General features: G+C 68.1%; 21 protein-coding genes. 16 read left to right on the plus strand and 5 right to left on the minus strand.

What is annotated here, in order from left to right:
* Positions 1 to 13: 13 nt before the first annotated feature.
* From AB0D27_RS10025 to AB0D27_RS10040, 4 genes are read right to left on the minus strand one after another with little or no spacing between them, the layout of a single operon-like run.
* Complete coding sequence (locus tag AB0D27_RS10025; RefSeq protein ID WP_362504777.1) at positions 14 to 784, minus strand: succinate dehydrogenase/fumarate reductase iron-sulfur subunit; 771 nt, start codon at positions 782 to 784, stop codon at positions 14 to 16.
* On the minus strand, positions 781 to 2,724 hold the full coding sequence (locus AB0D27_RS10030; protein ID WP_362504780.1) for a fumarate reductase/succinate dehydrogenase flavoprotein subunit: 1,944 nt from the start codon (positions 2,722 to 2,724) through the stop codon (positions 781 to 783). Before AB0D27_RS10030 ends, AB0D27_RS10025 begins: the two co-directional genes overlap by 4 nt.
* A gap of 17 nt (positions 2,725 to 2,741) precedes the next feature.
* Entirely contained in the window at positions 2,742 to 3,563 is an 822-nt protein-coding gene (locus tag AB0D27_RS10035; RefSeq protein ID WP_362504783.1) for a hypothetical protein, read from the minus strand.
* An 18-nt stretch (positions 3,564 to 3,581) separates the two neighbouring features.
* The gene (locus AB0D27_RS10040; RefSeq protein WP_362504786.1) at positions 3,582 to 3,872 is read right to left on the minus strand and encodes a hypothetical protein; all 291 of its coding nucleotides are present in this window, start codon (positions 3,870 to 3,872) and stop codon (positions 3,582 to 3,584) included.
* A 493-nt stretch (positions 3,873 to 4,365) separates the two neighbouring features.
* Between AB0D27_RS10040 and AB0D27_RS10045 the strand changes: the two genes are divergently transcribed.
* The 8 genes from AB0D27_RS10045 (at position 4,366) to AB0D27_RS10080 (ending at position 15,521) form a co-directional block, all read left to right on the plus strand.
* Complete coding sequence (locus AB0D27_RS10045) at positions 4,366 to 6,528, plus strand: ABC transporter family substrate-binding protein (RefSeq protein WP_362504789.1); 2,163 nt, start codon at positions 4,366 to 4,368, stop codon at positions 6,526 to 6,528.
* A gap of 78 nt (positions 6,529 to 6,606) precedes the next feature.
* Positions 6,607 to 6,858 carry a hypothetical protein gene (locus tag AB0D27_RS10050; RefSeq protein ID WP_362504792.1) on the plus strand — a complete coding sequence of 84 codons (252 nt, stop codon included), beginning with the start codon at positions 6,607 to 6,609 and terminating at the stop codon, positions 6,856 to 6,858.
* A gap of 158 nt (positions 6,859 to 7,016) precedes the next feature.
* Complete coding sequence (typA, locus tag AB0D27_RS10055) at positions 7,017 to 8,930, plus strand: translational GTPase TypA (RefSeq protein ID WP_362504794.1); 1,914 nt, start codon at positions 7,017 to 7,019, stop codon at positions 8,928 to 8,930.
* 714 nt (positions 8,931 to 9,644) lie between these two features.
* A complete protein-coding gene (locus AB0D27_RS10060) occupies positions 9,645 to 11,270 on the plus strand; it encodes an ABC transporter substrate-binding protein (protein ID WP_362504797.1) in 1,626 nt (541 codons plus the stop codon).
* Between the two features lie 155 nt (positions 11,271 to 11,425).
* On the plus strand, positions 11,426 to 12,358 hold the full coding sequence (locus AB0D27_RS10065; RefSeq protein ID WP_362504800.1) for an ABC transporter permease: 933 nt from the start codon (positions 11,426 to 11,428) through the stop codon (positions 12,356 to 12,358).
* The gene (locus AB0D27_RS10070) at positions 12,351 to 13,313 is read left to right on the plus strand and encodes an ABC transporter permease (RefSeq protein ID WP_362504803.1); all 963 of its coding nucleotides are present in this window, start codon (positions 12,351 to 12,353) and stop codon (positions 13,311 to 13,313) included. The genes AB0D27_RS10065 and AB0D27_RS10070 overlap by 8 nt, the downstream gene beginning before the upstream one ends.
* Positions 13,314 to 13,324: 11 nt before the next feature.
* On the plus strand, positions 13,325 to 14,383 hold the full coding sequence (locus tag AB0D27_RS10075) for an ABC transporter ATP-binding protein (protein WP_362504806.1): 1,059 nt from the start codon (positions 13,325 to 13,327) through the stop codon (positions 14,381 to 14,383).
* Positions 14,376 to 15,521, plus strand: coding sequence for a dipeptide ABC transporter ATP-binding protein (locus AB0D27_RS10080; RefSeq protein WP_362504812.1), 1,146 nt, complete (start codon positions 14,376 to 14,378; stop codon positions 15,519 to 15,521). The genes AB0D27_RS10075 and AB0D27_RS10080 overlap by 8 nt, the downstream gene beginning before the upstream one ends.
* A gap of 405 nt (positions 15,522 to 15,926) precedes the next feature.
* On the opposite strand, the gene AB0D27_RS10085 is transcribed toward AB0D27_RS10080, so the two are convergent.
* Positions 15,927 to 16,979, minus strand: coding sequence for an amidohydrolase family protein (locus AB0D27_RS10085; protein WP_362504815.1), 1,053 nt, complete (start codon positions 16,977 to 16,979; stop codon positions 15,927 to 15,929).
* Positions 16,980 to 17,080: 101 nt separating this feature from the next.
* On the opposite strand from AB0D27_RS10085, the gene AB0D27_RS10090 reads away from it, so the two are divergent.
* The 8 genes from AB0D27_RS10090 to AB0D27_RS10125 all read left to right on the plus strand — a co-directional run bounded on the left by AB0D27_RS10090 (position 17,081) and on the right by AB0D27_RS10125 (position 24,348).
* Complete coding sequence (locus AB0D27_RS10090) at positions 17,081 to 17,584, plus strand: DinB family protein (RefSeq protein WP_362504818.1); 504 nt, start codon at positions 17,081 to 17,083, stop codon at positions 17,582 to 17,584.
* A 3-nt stretch (positions 17,585 to 17,587) separates the two neighbouring features.
* Positions 17,588 to 17,980, plus strand: a complete 393-nt coding sequence (locus AB0D27_RS10095; RefSeq protein WP_362504821.1) for a VOC family protein — start codon at positions 17,588 to 17,590, stop codon at positions 17,978 to 17,980.
* Entirely contained in the window at positions 17,981 to 18,463 is a 483-nt protein-coding gene (locus tag AB0D27_RS10100) for a GNAT family N-acetyltransferase (RefSeq protein ID WP_362504823.1), read from the plus strand. It abuts the gene before it with no gap.
* A gap of 243 nt (positions 18,464 to 18,706) precedes the next feature.
* The gene (locus AB0D27_RS10105) at positions 18,707 to 20,338 is read left to right on the plus strand and encodes an ABC transporter substrate-binding protein (RefSeq protein ID WP_362504826.1); all 1,632 of its coding nucleotides are present in this window, start codon (positions 18,707 to 18,709) and stop codon (positions 20,336 to 20,338) included.
* A gap of 52 nt (positions 20,339 to 20,390) precedes the next feature.
* Positions 20,391 to 21,314, plus strand: coding sequence for an ABC transporter permease (locus AB0D27_RS10110; protein WP_362504829.1), 924 nt, complete (start codon positions 20,391 to 20,393; stop codon positions 21,312 to 21,314).
* Entirely contained in the window at positions 21,307 to 22,290 is a 984-nt protein-coding gene (locus tag AB0D27_RS10115) for an ABC transporter permease (protein ID WP_362504832.1), read from the plus strand. The genes AB0D27_RS10110 and AB0D27_RS10115 overlap by 8 nt, the downstream gene beginning before the upstream one ends.
* Before the next feature lie 5 nt (positions 22,291 to 22,295).
* Positions 22,296 to 23,270 carry an ABC transporter ATP-binding protein gene (locus AB0D27_RS10120; RefSeq protein WP_362504835.1) on the plus strand — a complete coding sequence of 325 codons (975 nt, stop codon included), beginning with the start codon at positions 22,296 to 22,298 and terminating at the stop codon, positions 23,268 to 23,270.
* A complete protein-coding gene (locus AB0D27_RS10125) occupies positions 23,263 to 24,348 on the plus strand; it encodes a dipeptide ABC transporter ATP-binding protein (RefSeq protein ID WP_362504839.1) in 1,086 nt (361 codons plus the stop codon). The genes AB0D27_RS10120 and AB0D27_RS10125 overlap by 8 nt, the downstream gene beginning before the upstream one ends.
* The last annotated feature ends 97 nt before the right edge of the window (positions 24,349 to 24,445 follow it).

The following is a 24,445-nucleotide window of genomic DNA, read 5'->3' on the forward strand; positions in this document are numbered from 1 at the left end:
CGGGGCCTCGCGGCTACGTCTGCCGCCTCCTGATCTTCGACCCCAGCCAGACCAGCGGGTCGTACTTGCGGTCAACCGCCCGTTCCTTCAAGGGGATCAGGGCGTTGTCCGTGATCTTGATGCCTTCGGGACAGACCTCGGTGCAGCACTTGGTGATGTTGCAGTAGCCCAGACCGTGTTCGTCCTGGGCGGTGCGTTTGCGGTCGAGCCCGGTGTCGGCGGCGGCGTCCAGCGGGTGCATGTCCAGTTCGGCGACGCGCATCAGGAAGCGCGGGCCGGCGAACGCCGGTTTGTTCTCCTCGTGGTCGCGCACGACATGGCAGGTGTCCTGGCACAGGAAGCACTCGATGCACTTGCGGAACTCCTGCGAGCGGTCGACGTCCTCCTGCCGCATCCGGTACTCGCCAGGACCCAGGTCGGCAGGGGGCACGAAGGCGGGGACCTCGCGCGCCTTCGCGTAGTTGAAGCCCACGTCCGTGACCAGGTCCCGTACGACCGGGAACGCGCGCAACGGCGTGACGGTGATCGTCTCCTCCTGGGTGAACACCGACATCCGCGTCATGCACATCAGCCGCGGCCGACCGTTGATCTCCGCCGAACACGAACCGCACTTGCCCGCCTTGCAGTTCCAGCGCACGGCCAGGTCGGGAGTCTGGGTCGCCTGGAGCCGGTGGATGATGTCCAGCACCACCTCGCCGTCGTTCACCTCGACCGCGAAGTCCTCCAGGCCACCGCCCTTGACGTCCCCGCGCCACACCTTGAAGCGGGCCTCATAGCTGCTCACTCGTACAGCTCCTCTTCGGCGAGGTACTTGACCAGCTCCTCCTTCTCGAAGAGGGCGAGCAGGTCGGGGCGGATGGGTTCGGTGCTCTCACGTACCAGGTCGATCTGGCCGTGCACGGGATCGGTCGCGGCCAAACCGCCGGTGGGGTCGGTGAGTTGGCAGAGGAGATTGACGCGACGCCAGGCGCGGTCCATCGTCGGATGGTCCTCGCGGGTGTGGCCGCCGCGGGACTCCGTGCGCTCCAGCGCCGCCCGTGCCACGCACTCACTGACGAGGAGCATGTTCCGCAGGTCGAGGGCGAGATGCCAGCCGGGGTTGAACTGCCGGTGCCCCTCCACCCCCGCCCGGCGCGCCCGCACCCGCAGCTCCGCGAGCTTCTCCAGTGCCTTTTCCATCTCCGCCTCACGGCGGATGATGCCGACCAGGTCGTTCATGGCCTGCTGGAGTTCCTGGTGCAGGGTGTACGGGTTCTCGGGCGGGTGTCCGTTCTCCTGGTCCGGCTCCGGACCCTCCGCCGAGAAGGGGCGCAGCGCCTCCGCCGCCGCCGAGTCGATCTGTACCTCGTCCACCGCCGGGCGTCCGCCCGTGAGCCCCGTCGCGTACTCGGCCGCGTGCAGGCCCGCCCGCCGCCCGAACACCAGCAGGTCGGACAGCGAGTTGCCGCCCAGCCGGTTGGAGCCGTGCATACCGCCCGCGACCTCACCGGCCGCGAACAGCCCCGGTACACCGCGTGCCGCCGCGGTGTCCGACTCGACCGCGATCCCGCCCATGACGTAATGGCAGGTCGGCCCGACCTCCATCGCCTCGGCCGTGATGTCGACGTCGGCGAGCTCCTTGAACTGGTGGTACATGGAGGGCAGTCGGCGCCGGATCACTTCGGCGGGCATACGGGTCGACACGTCGAGGAAGACGCCGCCGTGCGGGGAGCCCCGGCCGGCCTTGACCTCGGAGTTGATGGCGCGCGCGACCTCGTCACGGGGCAGCAGTTCCGGCGGGCGCCGGTTGTGGTCCGGATCGTCGTACCAGCGGTCGCCCTCCTCCTCCGACTGCGCGTACTTCTCCTTGAAGACGTCCGGGATGTAGTCGAACATGAACCGTTTGCCGTCGGAGTTCCTGAGCACTCCGCCGTCGCCGCGCACCGACTCGGTGACGAGGATGCCCTTCACCGACGGCGGCCAGACCATGCCCGTCGGGTGGAACTGCACGAACTCCATGTTCAGCAGGGGCGCCCCGGCCAGCAGCGCGAGGGCGTGCCCGTCGCCGGTGTACTCCCACGAGTTCGACGTCACCTTGAAGGACTTGCCGATGCCGCCGGTGGCGATCACGACGGAGGGCGCTTCCAGGACGAAGAAACGGCCGGACTCGCGCTCGTAGCAGAAGGCTCCTGAGACGCGGCGGCCGTCTTTGAGGATCCGGGTGACCGTGCACTCCTGGTACACCTTCAGGCGGCTCTCGTAGTCGCCCGTCTCCTTCATGTCCTCCTGCTGGAGGGCCACGATCTTCTGCTGAAGGGTGCGGATCAGCTCGAGCCCGGTGCGGTCGCCGACGTGCGCGAGCCGCGGATACTCGTGGCCTCCGAAGTTGCGCTGCGAGATCCGCCCGTCCTTCGTACGGTCGAAGAGGGCGCCCCAGGTCTCCAGCTCCCATACCCGGTCCGGTGCTTCCCGGGCGTGCAGCTCGGCCATCCGCCACTGGTTGAGGAACTTCCCGCCCCGCATGGTGTCGCGGAAGTGGACCTGCCAGTTGTCGCCGGAGTTGACGTTGCCCATGGCGGCCGCGATGCCGCCCTCGGCCATCACCGTGTGCGCCTTGCCGAACAGCGACTTGCAGATCACGGCCGTTCGCGCGCCGCGCTCCCGTGCCTCGATGGCGGCTCGCAGTCCGGCGCCGCCGGCACCGACCACGACAACGTCCCACTCCTGCCGATCGACCACGGACATCAAAAGGCCCCACTCATCTAGAAGAAGCGCGGATCGTCGAAGGCGCCGGACGCGACCAGATACACGTAGAAGTCGGCGAGCGCCACACTCACCAGCGACGCCCAGGCCAGCAGCATGTGACGGGCGTTCAGCTTTCCGACCCACTGCCACATCCGGTAGCGCACGGGATGCTTGGAGAAGTGTTTGAGCTTTCCCCCGACGATGTGCCGGCAGGAGTGGCAGGAAAGGGTGTACGCCCAGATCAGCACGATGTTGACCAGGAAGACGAGGGTGCCAAGGCCCATATGGCCCCAGCGGTAGTGTTCATCGCGGAAGGACAGCACGGTGTCGTACGTCAGGACCCCGGCGACGGCGATGGCGGCGTAGAAGAAGTACCGGTGGATGTTCTGCAGCACCAGCGGGAAGCGGGTCTCACCCGTGTACTTCTTGTGCGGTTCGGGGACCGCGCAGGCCGGCGGTGACGCCCAGAAGCCGCGGTAGTAGGCCTTGCGGTAGTAGTAGCAGGTCAGCCGGAAGCCCAGCGGGAAGATCAGGATGATGATCGCGGGGGAGATGCCCCACCAGCTCCCGAACAGGTCCGCGTTGGGCCCGGCGTGCATCGTCCGGCACCGCTCGGCCAGACAGGGCGAGTAGAACGGCGAGACGTACGGCGCCGCGTAGTAGTTCGTGTCCGCGAAGGCCCGCCACGTCGAATACACGACGAAGGCCAGCAGCCCGGCCGCGGTGACGGCGGGCGCCAGCCACCAGCGGTCGGTCCGCAGATGCGGGGCGGCGATCGCGGCGCGCGTACCGGTGCGTACGCCGCCGCTGTTCAGATGGGGTTCCGTACCAGTCGTCAACGAATGCTCCGGTCGGGGTCAGGGGGCGTGCCGGTCGCGGGCGCCGAGACCCTCGTCGTCCGAGTCGGTCCACAAGGTGCTGTCGTACGGGGTGTCGGAGATGGCGACGAGATCGGGGCGCCGGGCGTTCGCGAGCCCGGGAAGGGCCTCGCGCAGCAGCGCCACGCTCTCGCGCAGGTGGTCGGCGTCGGTGTGGACGCGGCGCATTTCGAGCCCACCGCTGCCCATCTGCTGCTCCAGTCGCCCCACTGACCGTGACAGGTCGTCGAGGCAGCGCTGGACTGACGTCAGTTCGTCGTGCACGGACATGACGTGACCTCACTTCCGTGGGTCCGGGGACCGAGGCGACAACGTTCATGCGCCTGCGAGTGTTGCGCGTCACACCTGGCCGTGTGAAGGGATGTGCACCGATTGGCGGATCGCGATCCTCCGAACGCGCCCATGTGCGCGCCGCATGCGCCGGGCTGCGCCCGAGACGGGCGTGCACTCGCCAGGGTGGCCGCACACCTTTCCGGCGCAGGCCGGGCACCTTGTGGGTCCAGTCGAGCACCATCCGGAGCCGCAGTCCAGTCGAGCCGCGGGCCGCTCCGCGGCGCGGGCCCGCGCATCTCGGCCGCCCCTCCCGCGCCGCGCACATTGCGCCGCACGGGTGGGCTTCGGCCCGCCCACCGCCGTGTCGCCGCCCCCGAGCGGATGCACTCCCCTTCAGTGGGCGGATACATCTGATCAGCTCCATATACCGCCGAACGTGATCAGAAGTCGACCTGCCCCCACAGCGGAGCATCCCCCGGAGGTTGCAGTGATGTCCCACGACGGCGTCGGACTGCGCGCGGTGATGCGCTCGGTCGCCTTCCTCACCGCGGGTGCGCTCGCGGTACCCGCCCTCGCCGCTTGCAGCGCGGACGACGAGGCGGGCCAGCCCGTCGCCGCCCAGGACATCGCGCCCGCGGCCCGCGACCTGGTCGCCGACGGCGGGACCCTGCGCTGGGCCGTGGACGCCATGCCGGAGACCCTGAACACCTTCCAGGCGGACGCCGACGCCGTGACCTCGCGGGTCGCCGGTGCCGTACTGCCGTCGATGTTCCGGCTCGACCAGAACGGGCGCCCGCAGACCAACCCCGCCTACCTGGAGTCCGCGAAGGTCGTCGAGAGCGAGCCCAAGCAGGTCGTGGTGTACCGGCTCAACCAGCAGGCGGTGTGGAGCGACGGCCGGGAGATCGGCGCCGCCGACTTCGCCGCCCAGTGGCGTGCCCTGTCCGGCAAGGACACCGCGTACTGGACGGCCCGCAACGCCGGCTACGACCGTATCGAGAAGATCGAGCGCGGCAAGAGCAACCTGGAGGTCCGTGTCACCTTCAGTCGCCCCTACGCCGACTGGAAGTCGCTGTTCTCGCCGCTGTATCCGAAGGACGTCATGGGCACCCCCGACACCTTCAACGACGGCGCGCGGCGGAAGCTGAAGGTCACCGCGGGGCCCTTCGCGCTGAAGGAGATCGACCGCAAGGACGGCAAGGTCAGCCTCACCCGCAATCCGCGCTGGTGGGGCCGTCCCACCAAGCTGGCCCAGATCGATCTGGTCGCCGTGGCCCGCGACAAGCGGGCCGCCGCGCTCACCGAGGACAAACTCGACCTGGCCGAGGTCGACCCCGCGGACGCCGAGCGGATCACGCTCGCCGCCGGCGACAAGGGCGGCAGCGCCGTCCAGGGGCCCGGCGCCGACGAGACGCACTCCGGCAAGAAGGAGCGCAAGGCGATCACGAAGCTCGCCGGCCCGCAGACGGGCCTGCGCGGTTTCGTGGTCCGCAAGTCCCTGGAACCCGTCTACACCCAGCTCGCCCTCAACGGCTCCGAGGGTCCGCTCGCCGACGAGCGCGTCCGCCGCGCGGTGGCGCGTGCCCTCGACCGCAAGGAGCTCGCCCGGGTGGTGCTCCAGCCGCTGGGCCTGCCCGCCGTGCCCGTCGGCAGCCACCTCGCCCTGTCGGGCCAGGAGGCGTACGCCGACAACAGCGGCGCTCTCGGCAGCCAGGACACCGCCGAGGCGCAGGCGCTGCTCTCCGACGCCGGGTGGGTGCCCGGCGGCCCGGTCAAGGAGCAGAAGAAGACGGAGAAGGCGGCCGGGTCCAAGGGCAAGAAGTCGGGTGCCGACAACAGCGAGGGCGACGACGGGACGTACATCGTCGGCGAGGACGACAAGCCCTCCGACGCCGACCGGAAGACGAAGAAGGACCCCCAGGACCACTCCAAGAAGCACTCGGGGCAGCACGCCGACGAGCAGGCGGGCAAGCACCTGGACGGCAAGCAGTACGGCAGACAGGGCGGGGCACCGGGGGCGTACGCCCCCAAGGGGACGGCCGCGCCGGCGGGTGTCGCGGCGGGCGCGCTCGCCAAGGACGGCAAGCCGCTGACCCTCCGCTTCGTCCTGCCCTCGGGGCCCGGCTCGGAGTCCCTGCAGGCCGTCGCCGACCGCATCGCGCAGATGCTTCAGCGCATCGGCATCCATACGGAGATGTCCAAGGTCTCGGACGACAGCTACTTCAAGGACCACATCGCCTCGGGCCAGTACGATCTGGCGCTCTACTCGTGGCCCGCCACCGCCTACCCGGCCACCGACGCCCGGCCCATCTACGCCAAGCCGGTGCCTGCCGCCGACGGCTCTCTCAGTGTCGAGCAGAACTACACGCGCGTCGGTACCGACCAGGTCGATCAGCTCTTCGACCAGGCCGTCTCCACGCTCGACGAGGACGAGGAACGCTCGCTGGTCCGCAAGGCCGACGCCCGTATCTGGGCCGCCGCCGGCTCCATCCCTCTCTACCAGCGTCCCCAGCTCACCGCGGCCCGCGCCACCCTCGCCAACACCGGCGCCTTCGGCTTCCAGACCCCGGTCTACGAGGACATGGGCTTCCTGAAGAAGGGCGCCCAGGGGGCGGAGAAGACGCAGGGGACGGGAAAGAAGAAGGAGAACTAGTCGTCCAGGAACGAGAACTGGTCGTCCCTCCTCGAATCGACCTCAAGTCCGTTGCCAGGCGGCCCAGGGCTGGGCACCGTGTCTCCACAGGGTTCGTACTACGCGTGGTCGTTCATCGATCTGGTCGAGGCCGACCTCACGTACACCTGTCCCGGCGGTGCCGCCGAGCCCGTCAAGGGTCACGTGGTGACCTGGGACAAGAACGGCAGCGGGTTCCTTTCCTGCGGTGAGCCCATGAGTGACGAGGGCCCCGAAAAGGCGGGCGCCGCCGAGCGCACCGCCGCCCGGGAGAACTGCCCGGCCGGTTCGCCGGCCGGCAAGACCGCCTGACCGCGAGGCCCAGAACGCTGCCCACGGCCGTCGCGCACAAGCCCGCGGAGGCCGTCTCCCGTTCGGCCACGTACCATGGGGTAAGGCCGTGGCGTGTTCAGCCCGGCAGGCCCCGCGCAGCGGAGGCCGTCCACTCACTCCGGGAGAAGCGCCTCAATATGGCCACGCGCCACGACATCCGCAACGTCGCCATCGTCGCCCACGTCGACCACGGCAAGACCACCCTGGTCGACGCCATGCTCAAGCAGGCCGGTGCCTTCGCCGCGCACGCCGCCGAGTCGCTCGACGACCGCATGATGGACTCGAACGACCTGGAGCGTGAGAAGGGCATCACGATCCTGGCCAAGAACACGGCCGTGAAGTACCACCCGAAGGATGGCGGCGACGTCATCACGATCAACATCATCGACACCCCCGGCCACGCCGACTTCGGTGGTGAGGTCGAGCGCGGTCTGTCGATGGTGGACGCGGTCGTGCTGCTGGTCGACGCCTCCGAGGGCCCGCTGCCCCAGACCCGCTTCGTGCTGCGCAAGGCGCTGCAGGCCCGCCTGCCCGTCATCCTGTGCATCAACAAGACGGACCGCCCGGACTCGCGCATCGACGAGGTCGTGAACGAGGCGTACGACCTCTTCCTCGACCTCGACGCCGACGAGGAGCAGATCGAGTTCCCGATCGTCTACGCGTGCGCCCGTGACGGTGTGGCCTCGCTGACCAAGCCGGAGGACGGCACCGTCCCGGCCGACAGCGACAGCCTGGAGCCGTTCTTCTCCACGATCCTGTCGCACGTCCCGGCCCCGTCGTACGACGAGGCGGCCCCGCTCCAGGCGCACGTCACCAACCTGGACGCCGACAACTTCCTCGGCCGTATCGCGCTGCTCCGCGTCGAGCAGGGTGAGCTGCGCAAGGGCCAGACCGTCACGTGGATCAAGCGCGACGGCACGATGTCCAACGTGCGCATCACCGAGCTGATGATGACCGAGGCGCTCACCCGCAAGCCCGCCGAGAAGGCAGGGCCCGGTGACATCTGCGCCGTCGCCGGTATCCCGGACATCATGATCGGTGAGACCCTCGCCGACCCCGAGAACCCGATCGCGTTGCCGCTGATCACGGTCGACGAGCCGGCGATCTCCATGACCATCGGTACGAACACCTCGCCGCTGGTCGGCCGTGGTGGCACGGGCAAGGGCGCGGACGCCAAGGCCGCTGTCAAGGACAAGGACCGCAAGGTCACCGCCCGCCAGGTCAAGGACCGCCTCGACCGCGAGCTGGTCGGTAACGTCTCGCTCCGCGTGCTCGACACCGAGCGCCCGGACGCCTGGGAGGTCCAGGGCCGTGGTGAGCTGGCGCTCGCCATCCTGGTCGAGCAGATGCGCCGCGAGGGCTTCGAGCTGACCATCGGCAAGCCGCAGGTGGTCACCCAGGTGATCGACGGCAAGGTCCACGAGCCGGTCGAGCGCATGACGATCGACGTCCCCGAGGAGCACATGGGCGCGGTCACGCAGCTCATGGGCGTCCGCAAGGGCCGGATGGACAACATGTCCAACCACGGTTCGGGATGGGTGCGTCTGGAGTTCGTCGTGCCGTCCCGCGGTCTCATCGGGTTCCGGACCGAGTTCCTCACCGGCACCCGCGGCACCGGCATCGCGCACTCGATCCACGAGGGCCACGAGCCCTGGTTCGGCGTGCTGACGACCCGTAACAACGGCTCGCTGGTCGCCGACCGCGCCGGCGCCGTCACCGCGTTCGCGATGACGAACCTCCAGGAGCGCGGTGTGCTGTTCACCGACCCCGGCACCGAGGTGTACGAGGGCATGATCGTCGGCGAGAACTCGCGCTCCGACGACATGGACGTGAACATCACCAAGGAGAAGAAGCTCACCAACATGCGGTCGGCCGCGGCCGACTCGTTCGAGGCGATCGTGCCGCCGCGCAAGCTCTCGCTCGAGCAGTCGCTGGAGTTCTGCCGCGACGACGAGTGTGTCGAGGTGACCCCGGAGGCCGTGCGCATCCGCAAGGTGAACCTGGACGCCCGCGAGCGCGCCCGCTCCGCGAGCCGCGCCAAGCACGGCTGACCTCGGCCGTTCCCCACTGAAGAAGGACACCCCGCATCTGCGGGGTGTCCTTTCGTGTATGGGGGGCACCCCGCAGCCCCGCGCACGAGAGCGGGCGAGAAGGTAAGAGGACAAGAGGGTAGGGATAACCCTTGATTGTGAGGGCCATGCCTTGCGGGGTGGCTGATTCGCACTACCCTGCATTCACCATGGGTCTCGTCCCCATCGCACTGTGCGCCCTCTTGGCGCCCGACCAGTGCCGTCAGGGACGTACGCGCTCGAGCACCGAACGGCCTTGACGCAGGAGTGCGTTGGCCGCGTGATGTGCGGACGCCCCGCAGGACCGTGGCGCGTCGGTACGGCGATGGCATCCCGGCACGGCGGCCACGACAGCCGCAACTGGTTTTTCTTCGCCTTGTGTCCGCAATACGGACGCCCGCGACCGATAGATGTGTAACAAGTCCGTTTCGCAGGGATCTTTCAGCAAACCCTTTGTCCGGATTTTGGAAGAAGTACGCGCCAGGTGTGATCGAACCGAGACCTTGTGAGTGTGGTCGGGCCCTGGCCCATGCCAGATAGTTAGGCGCGTAGAGCTCGGATCAAACGGGTCATGCGCCTTCAGGTGGCGCTGACTCGCGAGCGCAGGGGGCACAAGCACTTTCTCCGTCTCAGGTGTCGGTGGTGTGTCTGATGCTCCCTTTTGCGGTGAACCAATGGACTCATGAGGAGGAACCCATGCGCGGTGCCAAGAGCGCCAAGTGGGTCGCGATAGCCGCGGTTGTGGCGCTGGGAGCGACCGCCTGTGGTGGTGGCGGCGGTGACAAGGGCAGTGGCAGCAAGGCCGCTGTCGACCCCAACGCGAAGTTCTCGGTCGAGGTGGGCGAGCCGCAGAACCCGCTGCAGCCGGCCAACACCATGGAGTCCAACGGCAGCATTGTCGTCAAGTCCCTTTTCTCGCAGCTCGTGAGCTACGACGAGAAGGGCAACATCGTCTACGTGAACGCCAAGTCGGTGGACACGACGGACAACAAGACCTATACGGTCAAGCTGAAGCCGGGCTGGAAGTTCCACGACGGCACCGCGGTGACCGCCGACTCCTACGTCAAGGCGTGGAACTGGGCCGCCGCCCCGAAGAACAAGCAGACCAACAGCTTCTGGTTCTCGGACATCGCGGGGTACGACGCCGTCGCCCCCGCGAAGGGTTCCCCCAAGGCCACCAGCATGTCCGGTCTGAAGGTCGTCGACGACAACACCTTCACCATCACGCTCACCAAGGCGATCCCGTACTACGTCTACAAGCTCGGCTACGAGGTCTTCTCGCCGCTGCCGGCGTCCTTCTACAAGGACCCGAAGGCCGCGGGCGAGCACCCGATCGGCAACGGCCCGTACAAGTTCGTCAGCTGGCAGCACAAGAAGCAGATCGAGGTCGCCAAGTTCGACGGCTACCAGGGTCCGGACAAGGCCAAGAACGGTGGTGTGCTCTTCAAGAACTACACCAGCCTCGAGACGGCCTACGAGGACCTGAAGTCCGGCAACGTCGACGTCCTGCGCCAGATCGCCCCCAAGGACCTGCCCGTCTATAAGACGGACCTCGGCAGCCGCGCCGTCGACAAGGCGTACTCCGCCATCCAGACCATCACGCCGGCCTTCTACACCAAGCAGTGGAAGGGCATCGACCCCAAGGTCCTGCAGGGCCTGTCGATGGCGATCGACCGCAACACCATCACCAAGACGGTGCTCCAGGGCACGCGTGAGCCGGCCACCGGCTGGGTCGCCAAGGGCGTCCTCGGCTACGAGCCGAACGCGGGCGGCGACGTCTTCACGTACAACCCGACGAAGGCCAAGCAGCTCATCAAGGATGGCGGCGGCGTTCCGGGCAACAAGATCTCCATCCAGTACAACGCGGACGGCGGTCACAAGGAGTGGGTGGAGGCGGTCTGCAACTCGATCACCAACGCCACGGGTGTCAAGTGCACCGGCGACTCCAAGGCCGACTTCCAGGCCGACCTGGACTCGCGTGACGCCCACCAGGTCAAGTCCCTGTACCGCAGTGGCTGGGTGCTGGACTTCCCGATGAACGCCAACTTCATCCGTGACCTGTTCGGCAGCAAGTCGGACGGCAACACGAGCGGCTTCTCGAACAAGAAGATCGACGAGGAGATCGCCGCTGCCGACACCGCCAGCTCGCTGGCCGACTCGGAGAAGAAGTACCAGGACATCGAGAAGCAGCTGGTGAACTACATGCCGAGCATTCCGCTCTGGTACTACAAGGTCAACGCGGGCTACTCGGACAAGGTCACCGGCGTCGGTTACGCCCAGGACGGTGACCCGATCCTGACCGGCGTCGAGGTCAAGAAGTAACCGCAATCAGCCCGTTGATCCCGGGTGCCGCGCCGCCTCGTGCGCCGCACCCGGGGGGACGGCAGCGGCCGGGGGGCCCTTTCCACACGCATCGTTCAGGGGTGCGCGGGGAAAGGGCCCGTCGGCTGCCGCCGTAGTAACTACATGGAGGCACGATGGGGCGCTACGTCGCACGACGACTGCTCCAGATGATCCCGGTCTTCATCGGGACAACCCTGCTGATCTTTCTCATGGTCTACGCCCTGCCCGGTGACCCCGTGCGAGGACTCTTCGGCGACAAGGGCGGAAGCCCCGCTGTGATCGCCTCCCTGAGACATCAGTACGGCCTGGACCAGCCGATCCTGGTGCAGTACTACCACTACATGAAGGACATGATCCTTCACTTCGACTTCGGCACCCAGATCGCGAGCGGCCGCCCTGTCACGGACGTGCTCGGTGACGCGTTCCCGGTGACCCTCCGTCTTGGCGGGCTGGCCTTCGCCATCGAGCTGGTCCTGGGCTTGATCCTGGGCGTATGGGCGGGCCTGCGCGCCGGGCGGGTCTCGGACAACGCGATCCTCCTGGTCTCGCTGCTGCTGATCTCCGTCCCGGTGTTCGTTCTCGGCTTCATACTCAAGGCCGTCTTCGCCTTCGGGCTGGACTGGCTGCCGCCGAACGTGAACGACTCCACGAACGTCAACGAGTTGCTGATGCCCGCGTTCGCCCTGGCGACCGCGTCACTGGCCTATGTGACCCGGCTCACCCGTACGTCGGTCGCCGAGAACCTGCGCGCCGACTACATCCGTACCGCCATCGCGAAGGGCCTGCCCAAGCGCCGTGTGGTGGGCGTCCACCTCATGCGCAACTCGCTGATCCCCGTGGTCACTTACCTGGGCACGGACATCGGCGCGCTGATGGGCGGTGCCGTCGTGACGGAGGGTGTGTTCAACATCCAGGGCATCGGCGGCACGATCTACCAGTCCATCGTGCGCCGTGAAGGAACCACGCTCGTAGGCCTGGTGACCGTTCTGGTGCTGGTCTACCTCCTCGCCAGCCTGCTTGTCGACCTGCTTTACGCGGTCCTGGACCCGAGGATTCGCTATGCCTGACGTGACCAAGAGCGATGTGAGCGAGGCCGTCGAGGCGCACCTCGTCCCTCCGGCGACCCCGCTGGACCCAGCGCCGCTGCCTGAGGCCAAGCCGGAGAAGTCCCGCAGTCTGTGGGGAGATGCCTGGACCGACCTACGCCGCAGCTGGATCTTCGGCGTCTCGGCGGTGCTGATCCTCCTGCTGCTGACGATCACCTTCTTCCCCGGGCTGTTCACCGACACCGACCCGATCAGGGGCGACCTGGCCAAGCACTTCCTGCAGAAGCCGAAGCTGGGCCATGTGTTCTCCGCGGACTGGCTGGGCTACGACCAGCAGGGCCGCAGCGTGTTCGCGCGCGTCATCTACGGCACCCGGGCCTCGGTGGCCGTCGGCTTCGGCACCACCTTCGTGGTGACGGTTGTGGGCAGTCTGGTGGGCATGATCGCCGGATACTTCGGTGGCATCGTCGACTCGATCCTCTCGCGCCTGACGGACATCTTCTTCGGCATCCCGTTCCTGCTCGCCACCATGGTCGTGCTGACCTCGTTCCCGGACCGCACGGTCTGGGTCGTCATCGGCGCGCTGGGTGCCTTCGGCTGGACGCAGAGCGCCCGTGTGATGCGCGGTGCGGTGATCACGACGAAGCAGGCCGACTACGTGCACGCCGCCCAGGCGCTGGGCGCGAGCACCCCGCGGATCATGTTCCGGCACATCCTGCCGAACACGCTCGCCCCGGTGATCGTCGTGGCCACCATCTCGCTCGGCGTCTACATCTCCGCCGAGGCGACCCTGTCCTTCCTGGGACTGGGCCTCAACGGCGTGTCCTGGGGCAACGACATCTCGGACGGCGGCAACCAGATCCGGGTGGCGCAGTGGATCATGCTCTACCCGTCGATCATGCTCAGCATCACGGTGCTGGCGTTCATCATGCTCGGTGAGGCCGTCCGCAACGCCCTCGACCCGAAGCTGCGCTGAGGGAGGCGTACGTGACCATCATCGAAGACATCGCACCGGTGCCCGCCCCCCGCGAGGGCGGCTCCGCCGACGGCCCGCTGCTCGAAGTGCGTGACCTGCACGTCGAGTTCCACACCCGCGAGGGCGTGGCCAAGGCGGTCAATGGCGTCAACTACAGCGTCAGCGCGGGCGAGACGCTCGCCGTGCTCGGCGAGTCGGGCTCCGGCAAGTCGGTGACCGCGCAGGCCATCATGGGCATCCTCGACATGCCGCCGGCGAGGATTCCGCAGGGCGAGATCCTCTTCCGCGGCCAGGACATGCTCAAGATGTCCGGCGAGGAGCGCCGCAAGATCCGGGGCCAGGAGATCGCCATGATCTTCCAGGACGCGCTCAGCTCGCTGAACCCGGTCCTGTCCGTCGGCTACCAGCTCGGCGAGATGTTCCGCGTCCACCAGGGCCTCTCCAAGAAGGAGGCCAAGGCCAAGGCGATCGAGCTGATGGACCGGGTGAAGATCCCGGGCGCCGCGGCCCGCGTGAACGACTACCCGCACCAGTTCTCGGGCGGTATGCGCCAGCGCATCATGATCGCCATGGCGCTGGCCCTGGAGCCGGACCTGATCATCGCCGACGAGCCCACCACGGCCCTCGACGTGACGGTCCAGGCCCAGGTCATGGACCTGCTCGCGGACCTGCAGCGCGAGTACAACATGGGGCTCATCCTGATCACCCACGACCTCGGCGTGGTCGCCGACGTCGCGGACAAGATCGCGGTGATGTACGCCGGCCGGATCGTGGAGCGCGCCCCGGTCCACGAGCTGTACAAGCGCCCGGCGCACCCGTACACGCGGGGTCTGCTGGACTCGATCCCGCGCCTGGACCAAAAGGGCCAGGAGCTGTACGCGATCAAGGGTCTGCCGCCCAACCTGTTGCGCATTCCGTCCGGTTGCGCCTTCAACCCGCGCTGCCCCAAGGCCGAGGACATCTGCCGTACGGAGGTCCCGGCCCTGCTGCCGGTCTCCGAGCAGGACGGCACCGAGCTGGTCGGCCGCGGTTCGGCGTGCCACTTCTGGAAGGAGACGATCCATGGCTGAGCTCAGCAAGAACGACGAGCAGGAGGCCACGCCGAATGTCTCCGATGTGGAGGTGATCGACGCCCACTCCGAGACGGAGGCGGTGGCGGCGATCGAGGCGCCGGTCGACCGCGGGGAACCGATCCTGCAGGTGCGCGACCTGGTGAAGCACTTCCCGCTCACCCAGGGCATCCTGTTCAAGCGGCAGATCGGCGCGGTGAAGGCCGTCGACGGCATCTCGTTCGACCTGCACCAGGGCGAGACGCTGGGCATCGTCGGTGAGTCCGGCTGCGGTAAGTCCACCGTGGCCAAGCTGCTGATGAACCTGGAGCGGGCCACCGCGGGCGAGATCTTCTACAAGGGCCAGGACATCACCAAGCTGTCCGGACGTGCCCTGAAGGCCGTACGCCGCAACATCCAGATGGTCTTCCAGGACCCGTACACCTCGCTCAACCCCCGTATGACGGTGGGCGACATCATCGGTGAGCCCTTCGACATCCACCCCGAAGTGGCACCGAAGGGCGACCGGAGGCGCAAGGTCCAGGATCTGCTGGACGTGGTCGGCCTGAACCCCGAGTACATCAACCGCTACCCGCACCAGTTCTCGGGCGGTCAGCGTCAGCGCATCGGCATCGCCCGCGGTCTCGCGCTCAACCCCGAGATCATCATCTGCGACGAGCCGGTGTCGGCGCTGGACGTATCGGTGCAGGCGCAGGTCATCAACCTGATGGAGCGACTGCAGGACGAGTTCAACCTCTCCTACATCTTCATCGCGCACGACCTGTCCATCGTCCGGCACATCTCCGACCGGGTCGGCGTGATGTACCTCGGCAAGATGGCCGAGATCGGCACCGACGAGCAGATCTACGATCACCCGACGCACCCCTACACCCAGGCGCTGCTGTCGGCCGTGCCCGTGCCGGACCCGGAAGCCCGCGAACACCGTGACCGGATCATCCTGACCGGCGACGTGCCCTCTCCGGCGAACCCGCCGTCCGGCTGCCGTTTCCGCACCCGCTGCTGGAAGGCCCAGGAGAGGTGCGCCCAGGAGGTCCCGCTCCTCGCGGTGCCCGAGATCTTCAAGGGCTCGGACACGCCCGCGGCTCACGAGTCGGCGTGCCACTTCGCCGAGGAGAAGAACGTCGTTCACGCGGCCTGATCCGTACCATCTGACGGATTCCCGGCACCGGTACCCGGTGCCGGGAACCGTCATTTTCGGACCGCCGCGGAAGAGCGGACGATCCAGTGGGGAGCCCGCGATGCTGCATCACGTCGAGCTGTGAGCGCCCCAGGGGGCGGCATACGACGCGCACGAGCGGCCTGCCGACGGTGCCGGCATATCGGTCTCGGGCGGGATGCGTACGACGTCGCCGTGGGCGTAGGTGGCTTCGCGCCGGTGTTTCGGCGTCCAGGTCTGCGGGCGCGGGCGGCGGGGTCCCGCGTGTCGGAGGCGGACGGGCCTTCGCGTGTCGGAGGCGGATGGGCCTTTGCGCCTCGAAGGCGAACGGCCCCCCGCGTCTCGGAGACGAACCGCCCCCGCGTCTCGCAGGAAGCACCGGCCCCGTCAGCGGACGACACGGCCGCGCAGCACAATGCGGCGGGGGTGGCGCAGAGTGCCGGGTTCGAGCCGTGGATCGGCGTCGTAGACGGTGACGTCCGCGAGGCCGCCCTCGGTCAGCCCGCTCAGGCCCAGGAACGCGCGGGCGGTCCAGCTCGCGGCGCCGACCGCGGCCTCGGCGGGCAGACCGGCGGCGATCAGGTGCTCGACCTCGGTGGCGACGTTGCCGAACGGCGCCGAGTCCGTGCCGGCGAGCACGGTGACACCGGCGTCGTACGCCTCGCGGACGCGGCGGATCATCGTCCGGTGCCCTGCGCGCCAGAGCCGGTCACGGGCGTTGTCCTCGATGCGGCGGGGTGCGCTGTGAGCGAAGGCGGTGAGGGTGGGGACGTACGCCGTCCCGTGCGCGGCCATGAGCGCGACGCACTGCTCGGGCATGCCCATCCCGTGCTCGATGGAGTCGACGCCGGCCCGGGCGGCGCTCAGCACGCCCTCGGCGGACTGACAGTGCACGGCGACCCGCCCACCGGTCGCGTGAACGCCGTCGACGACCGCCCGCAGCAGTTCGTACGGCACCGGGGCGGCCTCGAAGTCCCAGTCGCCCATGAGCTTGCACCAGCCGTCGTGGGCCTTCGCCTCCGTCACCGCCGCGGCGACCAGATCATCGGTGACCGTGTGGAACACGGCGCTCTTCGAGAGCCCCGCCCAGGCCAGCCAGCGCCCCGCCGTGATCATCCGAGGGGAGTCGGGCGCGTCGCGCAGCGCGCTGGGCACTTCGCCCGCGAGCCCGGGGAAGCGCAACGCCGTGGTCCCGGACTCGCGGTGGGCGGCGATCTGCTCTGCGAAGAGTTCGGGGACGAACTCGGGCCGGCCGCTCTTGTCGTCGGCCCCCGGGTGCGTGTGCGCATCGACGAGCCCCGGCAGCAGAAAGCCGCCGTCGGCGATCGTGACGGTGTCGGCCGCGCCGGTAGGCCGGTCGAAGGTGATGCGGTCGCCGAGCAACCAGAGATCGCGTACGGCGCCGTCGGGCAGGACGGTGCCGCGCAGGTGGAAGGTCATGGAGCGCCAGTCTGGCGTCGGCCGACGGGCGGGGACAAGTCCGTGCTCAAGCGCGCTTATTCGCTCGACATCGAACAGGTGGGCGGCGATGCTTCACCCCGATGACTCGTACTGACACGCCTCCCGCCTGGGACGAGCGCACACAGCTGACCACCTTCCTCGACTACGCCCGCGCCACCGCCCACGCCAAGTGCGAGGGCGTCTCGCCGGAGGACGCTCGCAAGGCCCCGCTGCCCGGGTCCCCGCTGATGACGCTCAGCGGACTGATCAGCCACCTCCGGTGGGTCGAGTACTCCTGGTTCCAGGTGGTGTTCCTCGGCCAGGAGGACGAGGGCCCGTGGACGGACGAGGATCCCGACCGCGAGATGCGCATCGCCGTCGACGTGCCGATGGCCGACCTCCTGGACCAGTACGAAGAACAGTGCGTCCGCTACCGCAAGTTGGTGGCCGACCACGACCTGGACAGCAAGGCGCAGCGTCCCATCCGCGACGGCCGCCAGGTCGACCTGCGCTGGATCCTCCTGCACCTCATCGAGGAAACGGCCCGCCACAACGGCCACCTCGACATCCTGCGTGAACTGGTCGACGGCCGGACGGGGGCGTAGATCATGGGAGAGGCAGGACCGCTGAATCCGACCATCCACTCCCTCACCTTCGACTGCACCGGTGACCCGTACGATCTCGGCCTGTTCTGGAGCGGGTTGCTCGGGCGGCCGCTGGACGACGACGACAAGCCGGGGGATCCGGCGGCCGTGATCCGCGATCCGAACGGCGGACCGGCCCTGCTTTTCCTGCGGGTCCCGGAGGACAAGGCGGTCAAGAACCGGCTCCATCTCGACCTGCGGCCGCAGGGGCGCACCAGGGCGGCGGAGGTCGACCGGGCGGTCGGGCTCGGCGCCCGGCAGGTCGCCGACCACACCCGCCCGGACGGGGGCGGATGGGTGGTCCTGGCCGACCCCGAGGGCAACGAATTCTGTGTGGAGCGCGGGGAGTTGGGCTGAGTGGCGGATCCGCGTCTGGAGAAGGTGACATCGGACAACGTCGACGCGGCGTTGCGGCTGAGGGTGCGACCGGACCAGGAACGGTTCGTGGCCCCCGTGGTGAAGTCGCTGGCCGAGGCCTATGCGCACGGCGAGACCGCCTGGCCCCGCCTCATCTTCGACGGCGAGGAACTTGTGGGCTTCGTCATGGCCTTCTTCGACATCCGCTTCTACCCCGCGAACCCCGACGACCGCCCCCGCTCCGGTCTGTGGCGCCTGAACATCGCCGACGGCCGGCAAGGCCGTGGTTACGGCCGTTTCGCCGTCGAGGCGGTGTGTGAGGAGATTCGTCGACGGGGGCAGTCCCGCGCCACCGTGACCTGGGCCGAGGGCGAGGGTGGACCCGAGGAGTTCTATCTGCGGCTCGGGTTCCGCCGTACGGGAGAGATGAGCGGGGGCCAGGTCGTGGGCGAACTGGACTTGATCCGGGCCGCGGCCGACTGAGTGTCAGGGTGAAGGACCGGGTCCTGCCGCCGTCCTTCATCGTGCCGGCCTCCGCCGGCCGGACGGAGTGACTGCATCCGAATGGAGTGACTGCATCCGGATGGCGCTGCCACCCATAAGGGTGGGGTGAATGTGCGATACACCCCGCATGCCCCGATATTGGGCGCTAAAGGCACAGTGCACCGGAGCCCGCAGCGCTCGCCCCGGCGCCGGCGGCCCAGCGCACTCTTGAGGAGGCACTCCATGCGTGGAGCCACGCACGCCAAATGGGCCGCATGCGCGGCGGCGGTCGCTCTCGCGGCGACCGCCTGCGGGGGCGGGGGGAGTGGCAGCGGTGGCGGCAACGGTTCCGGCGTCGTCAGTGCCTCCTGGGGTGACCCGCAGAACCCGCTGGAGCCGGCCAACACCAACGAGGTGCAGGGCGGCAAGGTCCTCGACATGGTCTTCCGCGGTCTGAAGCGGTACGACGCCAAGACCGGCGCCGCCCAGGACATGCTCGCCGACAAGATCGACACCTCGGACTCGCAGAACTTCAGGATCACCGTCAAGGACGGCTGGAAGTTCAGCAACGGCGAGGCCGTCACCGCCAAGTCCTTCGTCGACGCGTGGAACTACGGGGCCGGCCTCAAGAACAACCAGAAGAACGCGTACTTCTTCGGGTACATCGAGGGCTACGACAAGGTGCACCCCGACTCGGGCAGCCAGAGCGCCGACACCCTCTCGGGGCTCAAGGTGACCGGCACCAACACCTTCACCGTCAAGCTCAACCAGAAGTTCTCGACCTTCCCCGACACGCTCGGCTACGCGGCCTTCTCCCCGCTGCCCAAGGCGTTCTTCGACAACCACGCGGCCTGGGTGAAGAAGCCCGTCGGCAACGGCCCGTACACCATCGACTCCTACACCAAGGGCTCGAAGATGTCCCTGCGCAAGTGGGACGGCTACACCGGTTCGGACAAGGCGCAGAACGGCGGGGTGGACCTCAAGGTCTACACCGACAACAACACCGCCTACACCGACCTCATGGCCGGCAACCTCGACCTCGTCGACGATGTGCCCGCCTCTCAGCTCAAGAACGTGAAGAGCGACCTCGGTGACCGGTACATCAATAATCCGGCCGGCATCATCCAGACGCTCGCTTTCCCGTTCTATGACAAGCAATGGGACAAGAGCGGGTCGGCGAAGGTCCGCAAGGGTCTGTCCATGGCGATCAACCGCGACCAGATCACGAACACGATCTTCCAGAAGACCCGCACCCCGGCCACCGACTGGACCTCGCCGGTGCTCGGCAAGGGCGGCGGCTTCCAGGACGGGCTGTGCGGCGACGCCTGCACGTACAACCCGGCCGAGGCCAAGAAGCTGATCCAGCAGGGCGGCGGCCTCCCCGGCGGGCAGGTCAAGCTCTCGTACAACGCGGACACCGGCTCGCACAAGGAGTGGGTGGACGCCGTCTGCAACTCCATCAACAACGCGATGGGCAATGACAAGGCCTGCGTCGGCAACCCGGTCGGCACCTTCGCCGACTTCCGCAACCAGATCGGGCAGCACAAGATGCCCGGTCCCTTCCGGGCCGGCTGGCAGATGGACTATCCGCTGATCCAGAACTTCCTGCAGCCGCTGTACTACACCAACGCCTCCTCCAACGACGGCAAGTGGTCCAACAAGGACTTCGACAAGCTCGTCGACCAGGCGAACGCCGAGACCGGACGCGCCAAGGCGGTCAAGCTCTTCCAGCAGGCCGAAGGGGTCGTACGGGACAACATGGCGGCCATTCCGCTCTGGTACCAGAACGGCAGCGCCGGCTACTCGGACCGGGTCTCCAACGTGGCGCTCAACCAGTTCAGCGTCCCCGTCTACAACGAGATCAAGGTCAGCTGAGCCGCCGGGACAGCCGTTCCCGGACGGCTGTCCCACTATCTCCGGAGCCCTCATGGGACGGTACGTCATCCGGCGTCTGCTGCAGATGATCCCGGTCTTCATCGGTGCCACACTGCTGATCTTCCTGATGGTGAACGTGATGGGCGACCCCGTCGCGGGCCTGTGCGGCGAGCGGCAGTGCGACCCCGCCACGGCAGCGCAACTGCGCAAGGACTTCGGCCTCGACAAGCCGGTGTGGCAGCAATACCTGACCTACATGGGCCATGTCTTCACCGGCGACTTCGGTACCGCATTCAACGGGCAGAAGGTCACCGAGCTGATGGCCACGTCCTTCCCGGTCACCATCCGCCTGACGATCGTCGCCATCCTCTTCGAGATCGTCGTCGGCATCACGCTCGGCGTCGTCACCGGGCTGCGGCGCGGACGGCCCGTCGACACCGGCGTCCTGCTGATCACCCTCGTCGTCATCTCGGTGCCGGTCTTCGTCACCGGTCTGGTGCTCCAGCTGCTGCTCGGCGTCGAGTGGGGCTGGATCAAACCGTCCGTGTCCCCGGACGCCGCCTTCGGCGAACTGATCGTGCCGGGCCTGGTGCTGGCCTCTGTCTCGCTCGCCTATGTGACCCGGCTGACCCGTACCTCCATCGCGGAGAACAAACGGTCCGACTACGTCCGTACGGCCATCGCCAAGGGCCTGCCCCGGCGCCGGGTGATCACCAAGCACCTGCTGCGCAACTCGCTGATCCCCGTGGTCACCTTCATCGGCACCGACATCGGCGCGCTGATGGGCGGCGCGATCATCACCGAGCGGATCTTCAACATCCACGGCGTCGGCTTCCAGCTCTACCAGGGCATCCTCCGGCAGAACACCCAGACCGTCGTCGGCTTCGTGACCGTCCTCGTCCTCGTCTTCCTGGTCGCCAACCTCCTCGTCGACCTCCTGTACGCCGTACTCGACCCGAGGATCCGCTATGCCTGAGCAGCCGCCGTACGAGCCCGAGGGCGCCATCGCGGCGACCGGCATGGGGGGTGCCATGGACCTGGCGACGAGTGAAGGGGCCACACTCGAGAAGACACCAGGTGGGCCGGAAGGCACGGGTCCGCAGGAGAGACCCAGGAGCCTGTGGTCCGACGCCTGGCGCGATCTGCGCCGCAACCCCGTCTTCCTCATCTCCGCGCTCGTCATCCTCTTCCTGGTCGTCATCTCGCTCTGGCCCTCGCTGATCGCCTCCGGCAACCCGCTCAAGTGCGACCTCGCCAAGGCCCAGGAGGGCTCGCAGCCCGGGCACCCCTTCGGCTTCGACGGCCAGGGCTGCGACGTCTACACGCGCACGGTGTACGGGACGCGGATCTCGATCGCCGTCGGTGTCTGCGCCACGCTGGGCGTCACGATCCTCGGGTCCGTGCTCGGCGGGCTCGCCGGGTTCTTCGGCGGGGTGTGGGACGCGATCCTGTCCCGGATCACCGACGTCTTCTTCGCGATCCCCGTGGTGCTCGGCGGTCTGGTCCTCCTCTCCGTGGTGACCAGCAATACGGTCTGGCCGGTCATCGGGTTCATGGTGCTGCTCGGCTGGCCGCAGATCTCCCGGATCGCCCGCGGCTCCGTCATCACCACCAAGCACAACGACTACGTGCAGGCCGCCCGCGCCCTCGGCGCCCCCAACTCGCGGCTGCTGCTGCGGCACATCACACCCAACGCGGTCGCGCCGGTCATCGTCGTGGCGACCATCGCACTCGGTACGTACATCTCGCTGGAGGCGACGCTGTCGTACCTCGGCGTCGGTCTGAAGCCGCCGACCGTCAGCTGGGGCATCGACATCTCCTCGGCGTCCGCGTACATCCGCCAGGCGCCGCACATGCTGCTGTGGCCCGCCGGCGCCCTCGCGATCACCGTGCTCGCGTTCATCATGCTCGGCGACGCGGTGCGCGACGCCCTCGACCCGAAGCTGAGGTGACGGCGGTGCTGCTCGAAGTGCGCGATCTGCACGTGGAGTTCCGGACCAGGGACGGGGTCGCCAAGGCCGTCAACGGCGTCACCTACAGCGTCGACGAGGGCGAGACCCTCGCCGTGCTCGGCGAGTCCGGCTCCGGAAAATCAGTGACCGCGCAGGCCGTGATGGGCATCCTCGACACACCGCCCGGAAAGATCACCGGCGGTGAGGTCCTCTTCCAGGGCAAGGATTTGCTGAAGCTCAAGGAGGACGAGCGGCGCAAGGTGCGCGGCGCCGAGATGGCGATGATCTTCCAGGACGCGCTGTCCTCCCTGAACCCGGTGCTCAGCATCGGCGACCAGCTCGGTGAGATGTTCACCGTGCACCGCGGAATGTCCCGCAAGGACGCCCGCGCCAAGTCGATCGAGCTGATGGACCGGGTGCGCATCCCGGCCGCCACCGACCGGGTGCGCGATTACCCCCACCAGTTCTCCGGCGGTATGCGCCAGCGCATCATGATCGCCATGGCGCTGGCCCTGGAGCCGGCCCTGATCATCGCCGACGAGCCGACCACCGCGCTCGACGTCACCGTCCAGGCCCAGGTCATGGACCTGCTCGCCGAGCTGCAGCGCGAACTCAACATGGGCCTGATCCTCATCACCCACGACCTCGGCGTGGTCGCGGACGTCGCCGACAGGATCGCCGTGATGTACGCGGGCCGGATCGTGGAGTCGGCGCCGGTCCACGACATCTACAAGGCGCCCGCCCACCCCTATACGAAAGGGCTGCTGGAGTCGATCCCCCGGCTCGACCAGAAGGGCCAGGAGCTCTACGCCATCAAGGGCCTGCCGCCCAACCTGATGCACATCCCGCCGGGCTGCGCCTTCAACCCGCGCTGCCCGATGGCGCAGGACGTCTGCCGCACCGACGTACCGCCGCTCTACGAGGTGGACGAGGAACGCCGCAGCGCCTGCCACTTCTGGAGGGAGTGCCTGCATGGCTGAGCCGATCCTGGAGGTCAGCGGGCTGGTCAAGCACTACCCGCTCACCCGGGGGATTCTCTTCAAGAAGCAGGTCGGCGCGGTCAAGGCCGTCGACGGCGTCGACTTCCACCTCGCCCGTGGTGAGACCCTCGGCATCGTCGGCGAGTCCGGCTGCGGCAAGTCGACGGTCGCCAGGATGCTGGTCAACCTGGAGAAGCCGACGGCCGGGACGATCAAGTACAAGGGCCAGGACATCACCCGGCTCTCCGGGAAGGCGCTCAGGGACGTACGCCGCAACATCCAGATGGTCTTCCAGGACCCGTACACCTCGCTCAACCCCCGGATGACCGTGGGCGACATCATCGGGGAGCCGTACGAGATCCACCCCGAGGTCGCCCCGAAGGGCGACCGGCGCCGGAAGGTGCAGGACCTGCTCGACGTGGTCGGGCTCAACCCCGAGTACATCAACCGCTACCCGCACCAGTTCTCCGGCGGCCAGCGGCAGCGCATCGGCATCGCGCGCGGGCTGGCGCTGCGCCCCGAGATCATCGTCGCCGACGAGCCGGTCTCCGCGCTCGACGTCTCCGTGCAGGCCCAGGTGATCAACCTGCTGGACAGGCTCCAGGACGAGTTCGACCTCAGTTACGTCTTCATCGCGCACGACCTCTCGATCGTGCGGCACATCTCCGACCGGGTCGGCGTGATGTACCTCGGGCGGATCGTGGAGACCGGCAAGGACGCCGAGATCTACGACCATCCGACGCACCCGTACACCCAGGCGCTGTTGTCCGCCGTGCCGGTGCCCGACCCGGAGGCGCGGGAGCGCCGGGAGCGGATCATCCTCAGCGGGGATGTGCCGTCCCCGGCGAACATCCCCTCCGGGTGCCGCTTCCGCACCCGGTGCTGGAAGGCGCGGGAGAGGTGCGCGCTGGAGGTGCCGCTGCTCGCGGTGCCCGCCGAGTTCCGCCTCACCGAGGGGCCGGCCGCGCACGACTCGGCCTGTCACTTCGCGGAGGAGAAGCAGGTCGTACCGCCGGAGGAGGCATCCGCGGACGATCGGGCGGGCCAGCCGGACGATCATGATGACGGGGCGAAATAACCGTACAAATGGGCACCAACTGCGTTAACATGCAGGCAACTTGGTCGACCCGATCCCGATATACGGACGCGTCACTCTGAACAGCGTACGGCCGTGC

Origin of the sequence: Streptomyces sp. NPDC048415, assembly GCF_040651675.1 — a bacterium.
GTDB lineage: Bacteria > Actinomycetota > Actinomycetes > Streptomycetales > Streptomycetaceae > Streptomyces.

Coding starts and splice junctions, on each gene's coding strand:
- AB0D27_RS10040 (WP_362504786.1), bottom strand. CDS start 3,872: ATGTCCGTGCACGACGAACTGACGTCAGTCCAGCGCTGCCTCGACGAC.
- AB0D27_RS10110 (WP_362504829.1), top strand. CDS start 20,391: ATGGGACGGTACGTCATCCGGCGTCTGCTGCAGATGATCCCGGTCTTC.
- AB0D27_RS10080 (WP_362504812.1), top strand. CDS start 14,376: ATGGCTGAGCTCAGCAAGAACGACGAGCAGGAGGCCACGCCGAATGTC.
- AB0D27_RS10085 (WP_362504815.1), bottom strand. CDS start 16,979: ATGACCTTCCACCTGCGCGGCACCGTCCTGCCCGACGGCGCCGTACGC.
- AB0D27_RS10030 (WP_362504780.1), bottom strand. CDS start 2,724: ATGTCCGTGGTCGATCGGCAGGAGTGGGACGTTGTCGTGGTCGGTGCC.
- AB0D27_RS10125 (WP_362504839.1), top strand. CDS start 23,263: ATGGCTGAGCCGATCCTGGAGGTCAGCGGGCTGGTCAAGCACTACCCG.
- AB0D27_RS10065 (WP_362504800.1), top strand. CDS start 11,426: ATGGGGCGCTACGTCGCACGACGACTGCTCCAGATGATCCCGGTCTTC.
- AB0D27_RS10115 (WP_362504832.1), top strand. CDS start 21,307: ATGCCTGAGCAGCCGCCGTACGAGCCCGAGGGCGCCATCGCGGCGACC.
- AB0D27_RS10045 (WP_362504789.1), top strand. CDS start 4,366: ATGTCCCACGACGGCGTCGGACTGCGCGCGGTGATGCGCTCGGTCGCC.
- AB0D27_RS10090 (WP_362504818.1), top strand. CDS start 17,081: ATGACTCGTACTGACACGCCTCCCGCCTGGGACGAGCGCACACAGCTG.
- AB0D27_RS10070 (WP_362504803.1), top strand. CDS start 12,351: ATGCCTGACGTGACCAAGAGCGATGTGAGCGAGGCCGTCGAGGCGCAC.
- typA (WP_362504794.1), top strand. CDS start 7,017: ATGGCCACGCGCCACGACATCCGCAACGTCGCCATCGTCGCCCACGTC.
- AB0D27_RS10060 (WP_362504797.1), top strand. CDS start 9,645: ATGCGCGGTGCCAAGAGCGCCAAGTGGGTCGCGATAGCCGCGGTTGTG.
- AB0D27_RS10105 (WP_362504826.1), top strand. CDS start 18,707: ATGCGTGGAGCCACGCACGCCAAATGGGCCGCATGCGCGGCGGCGGTC.
- AB0D27_RS10095 (WP_362504821.1), top strand. CDS start 17,588: ATGGGAGAGGCAGGACCGCTGAATCCGACCATCCACTCCCTCACCTTC.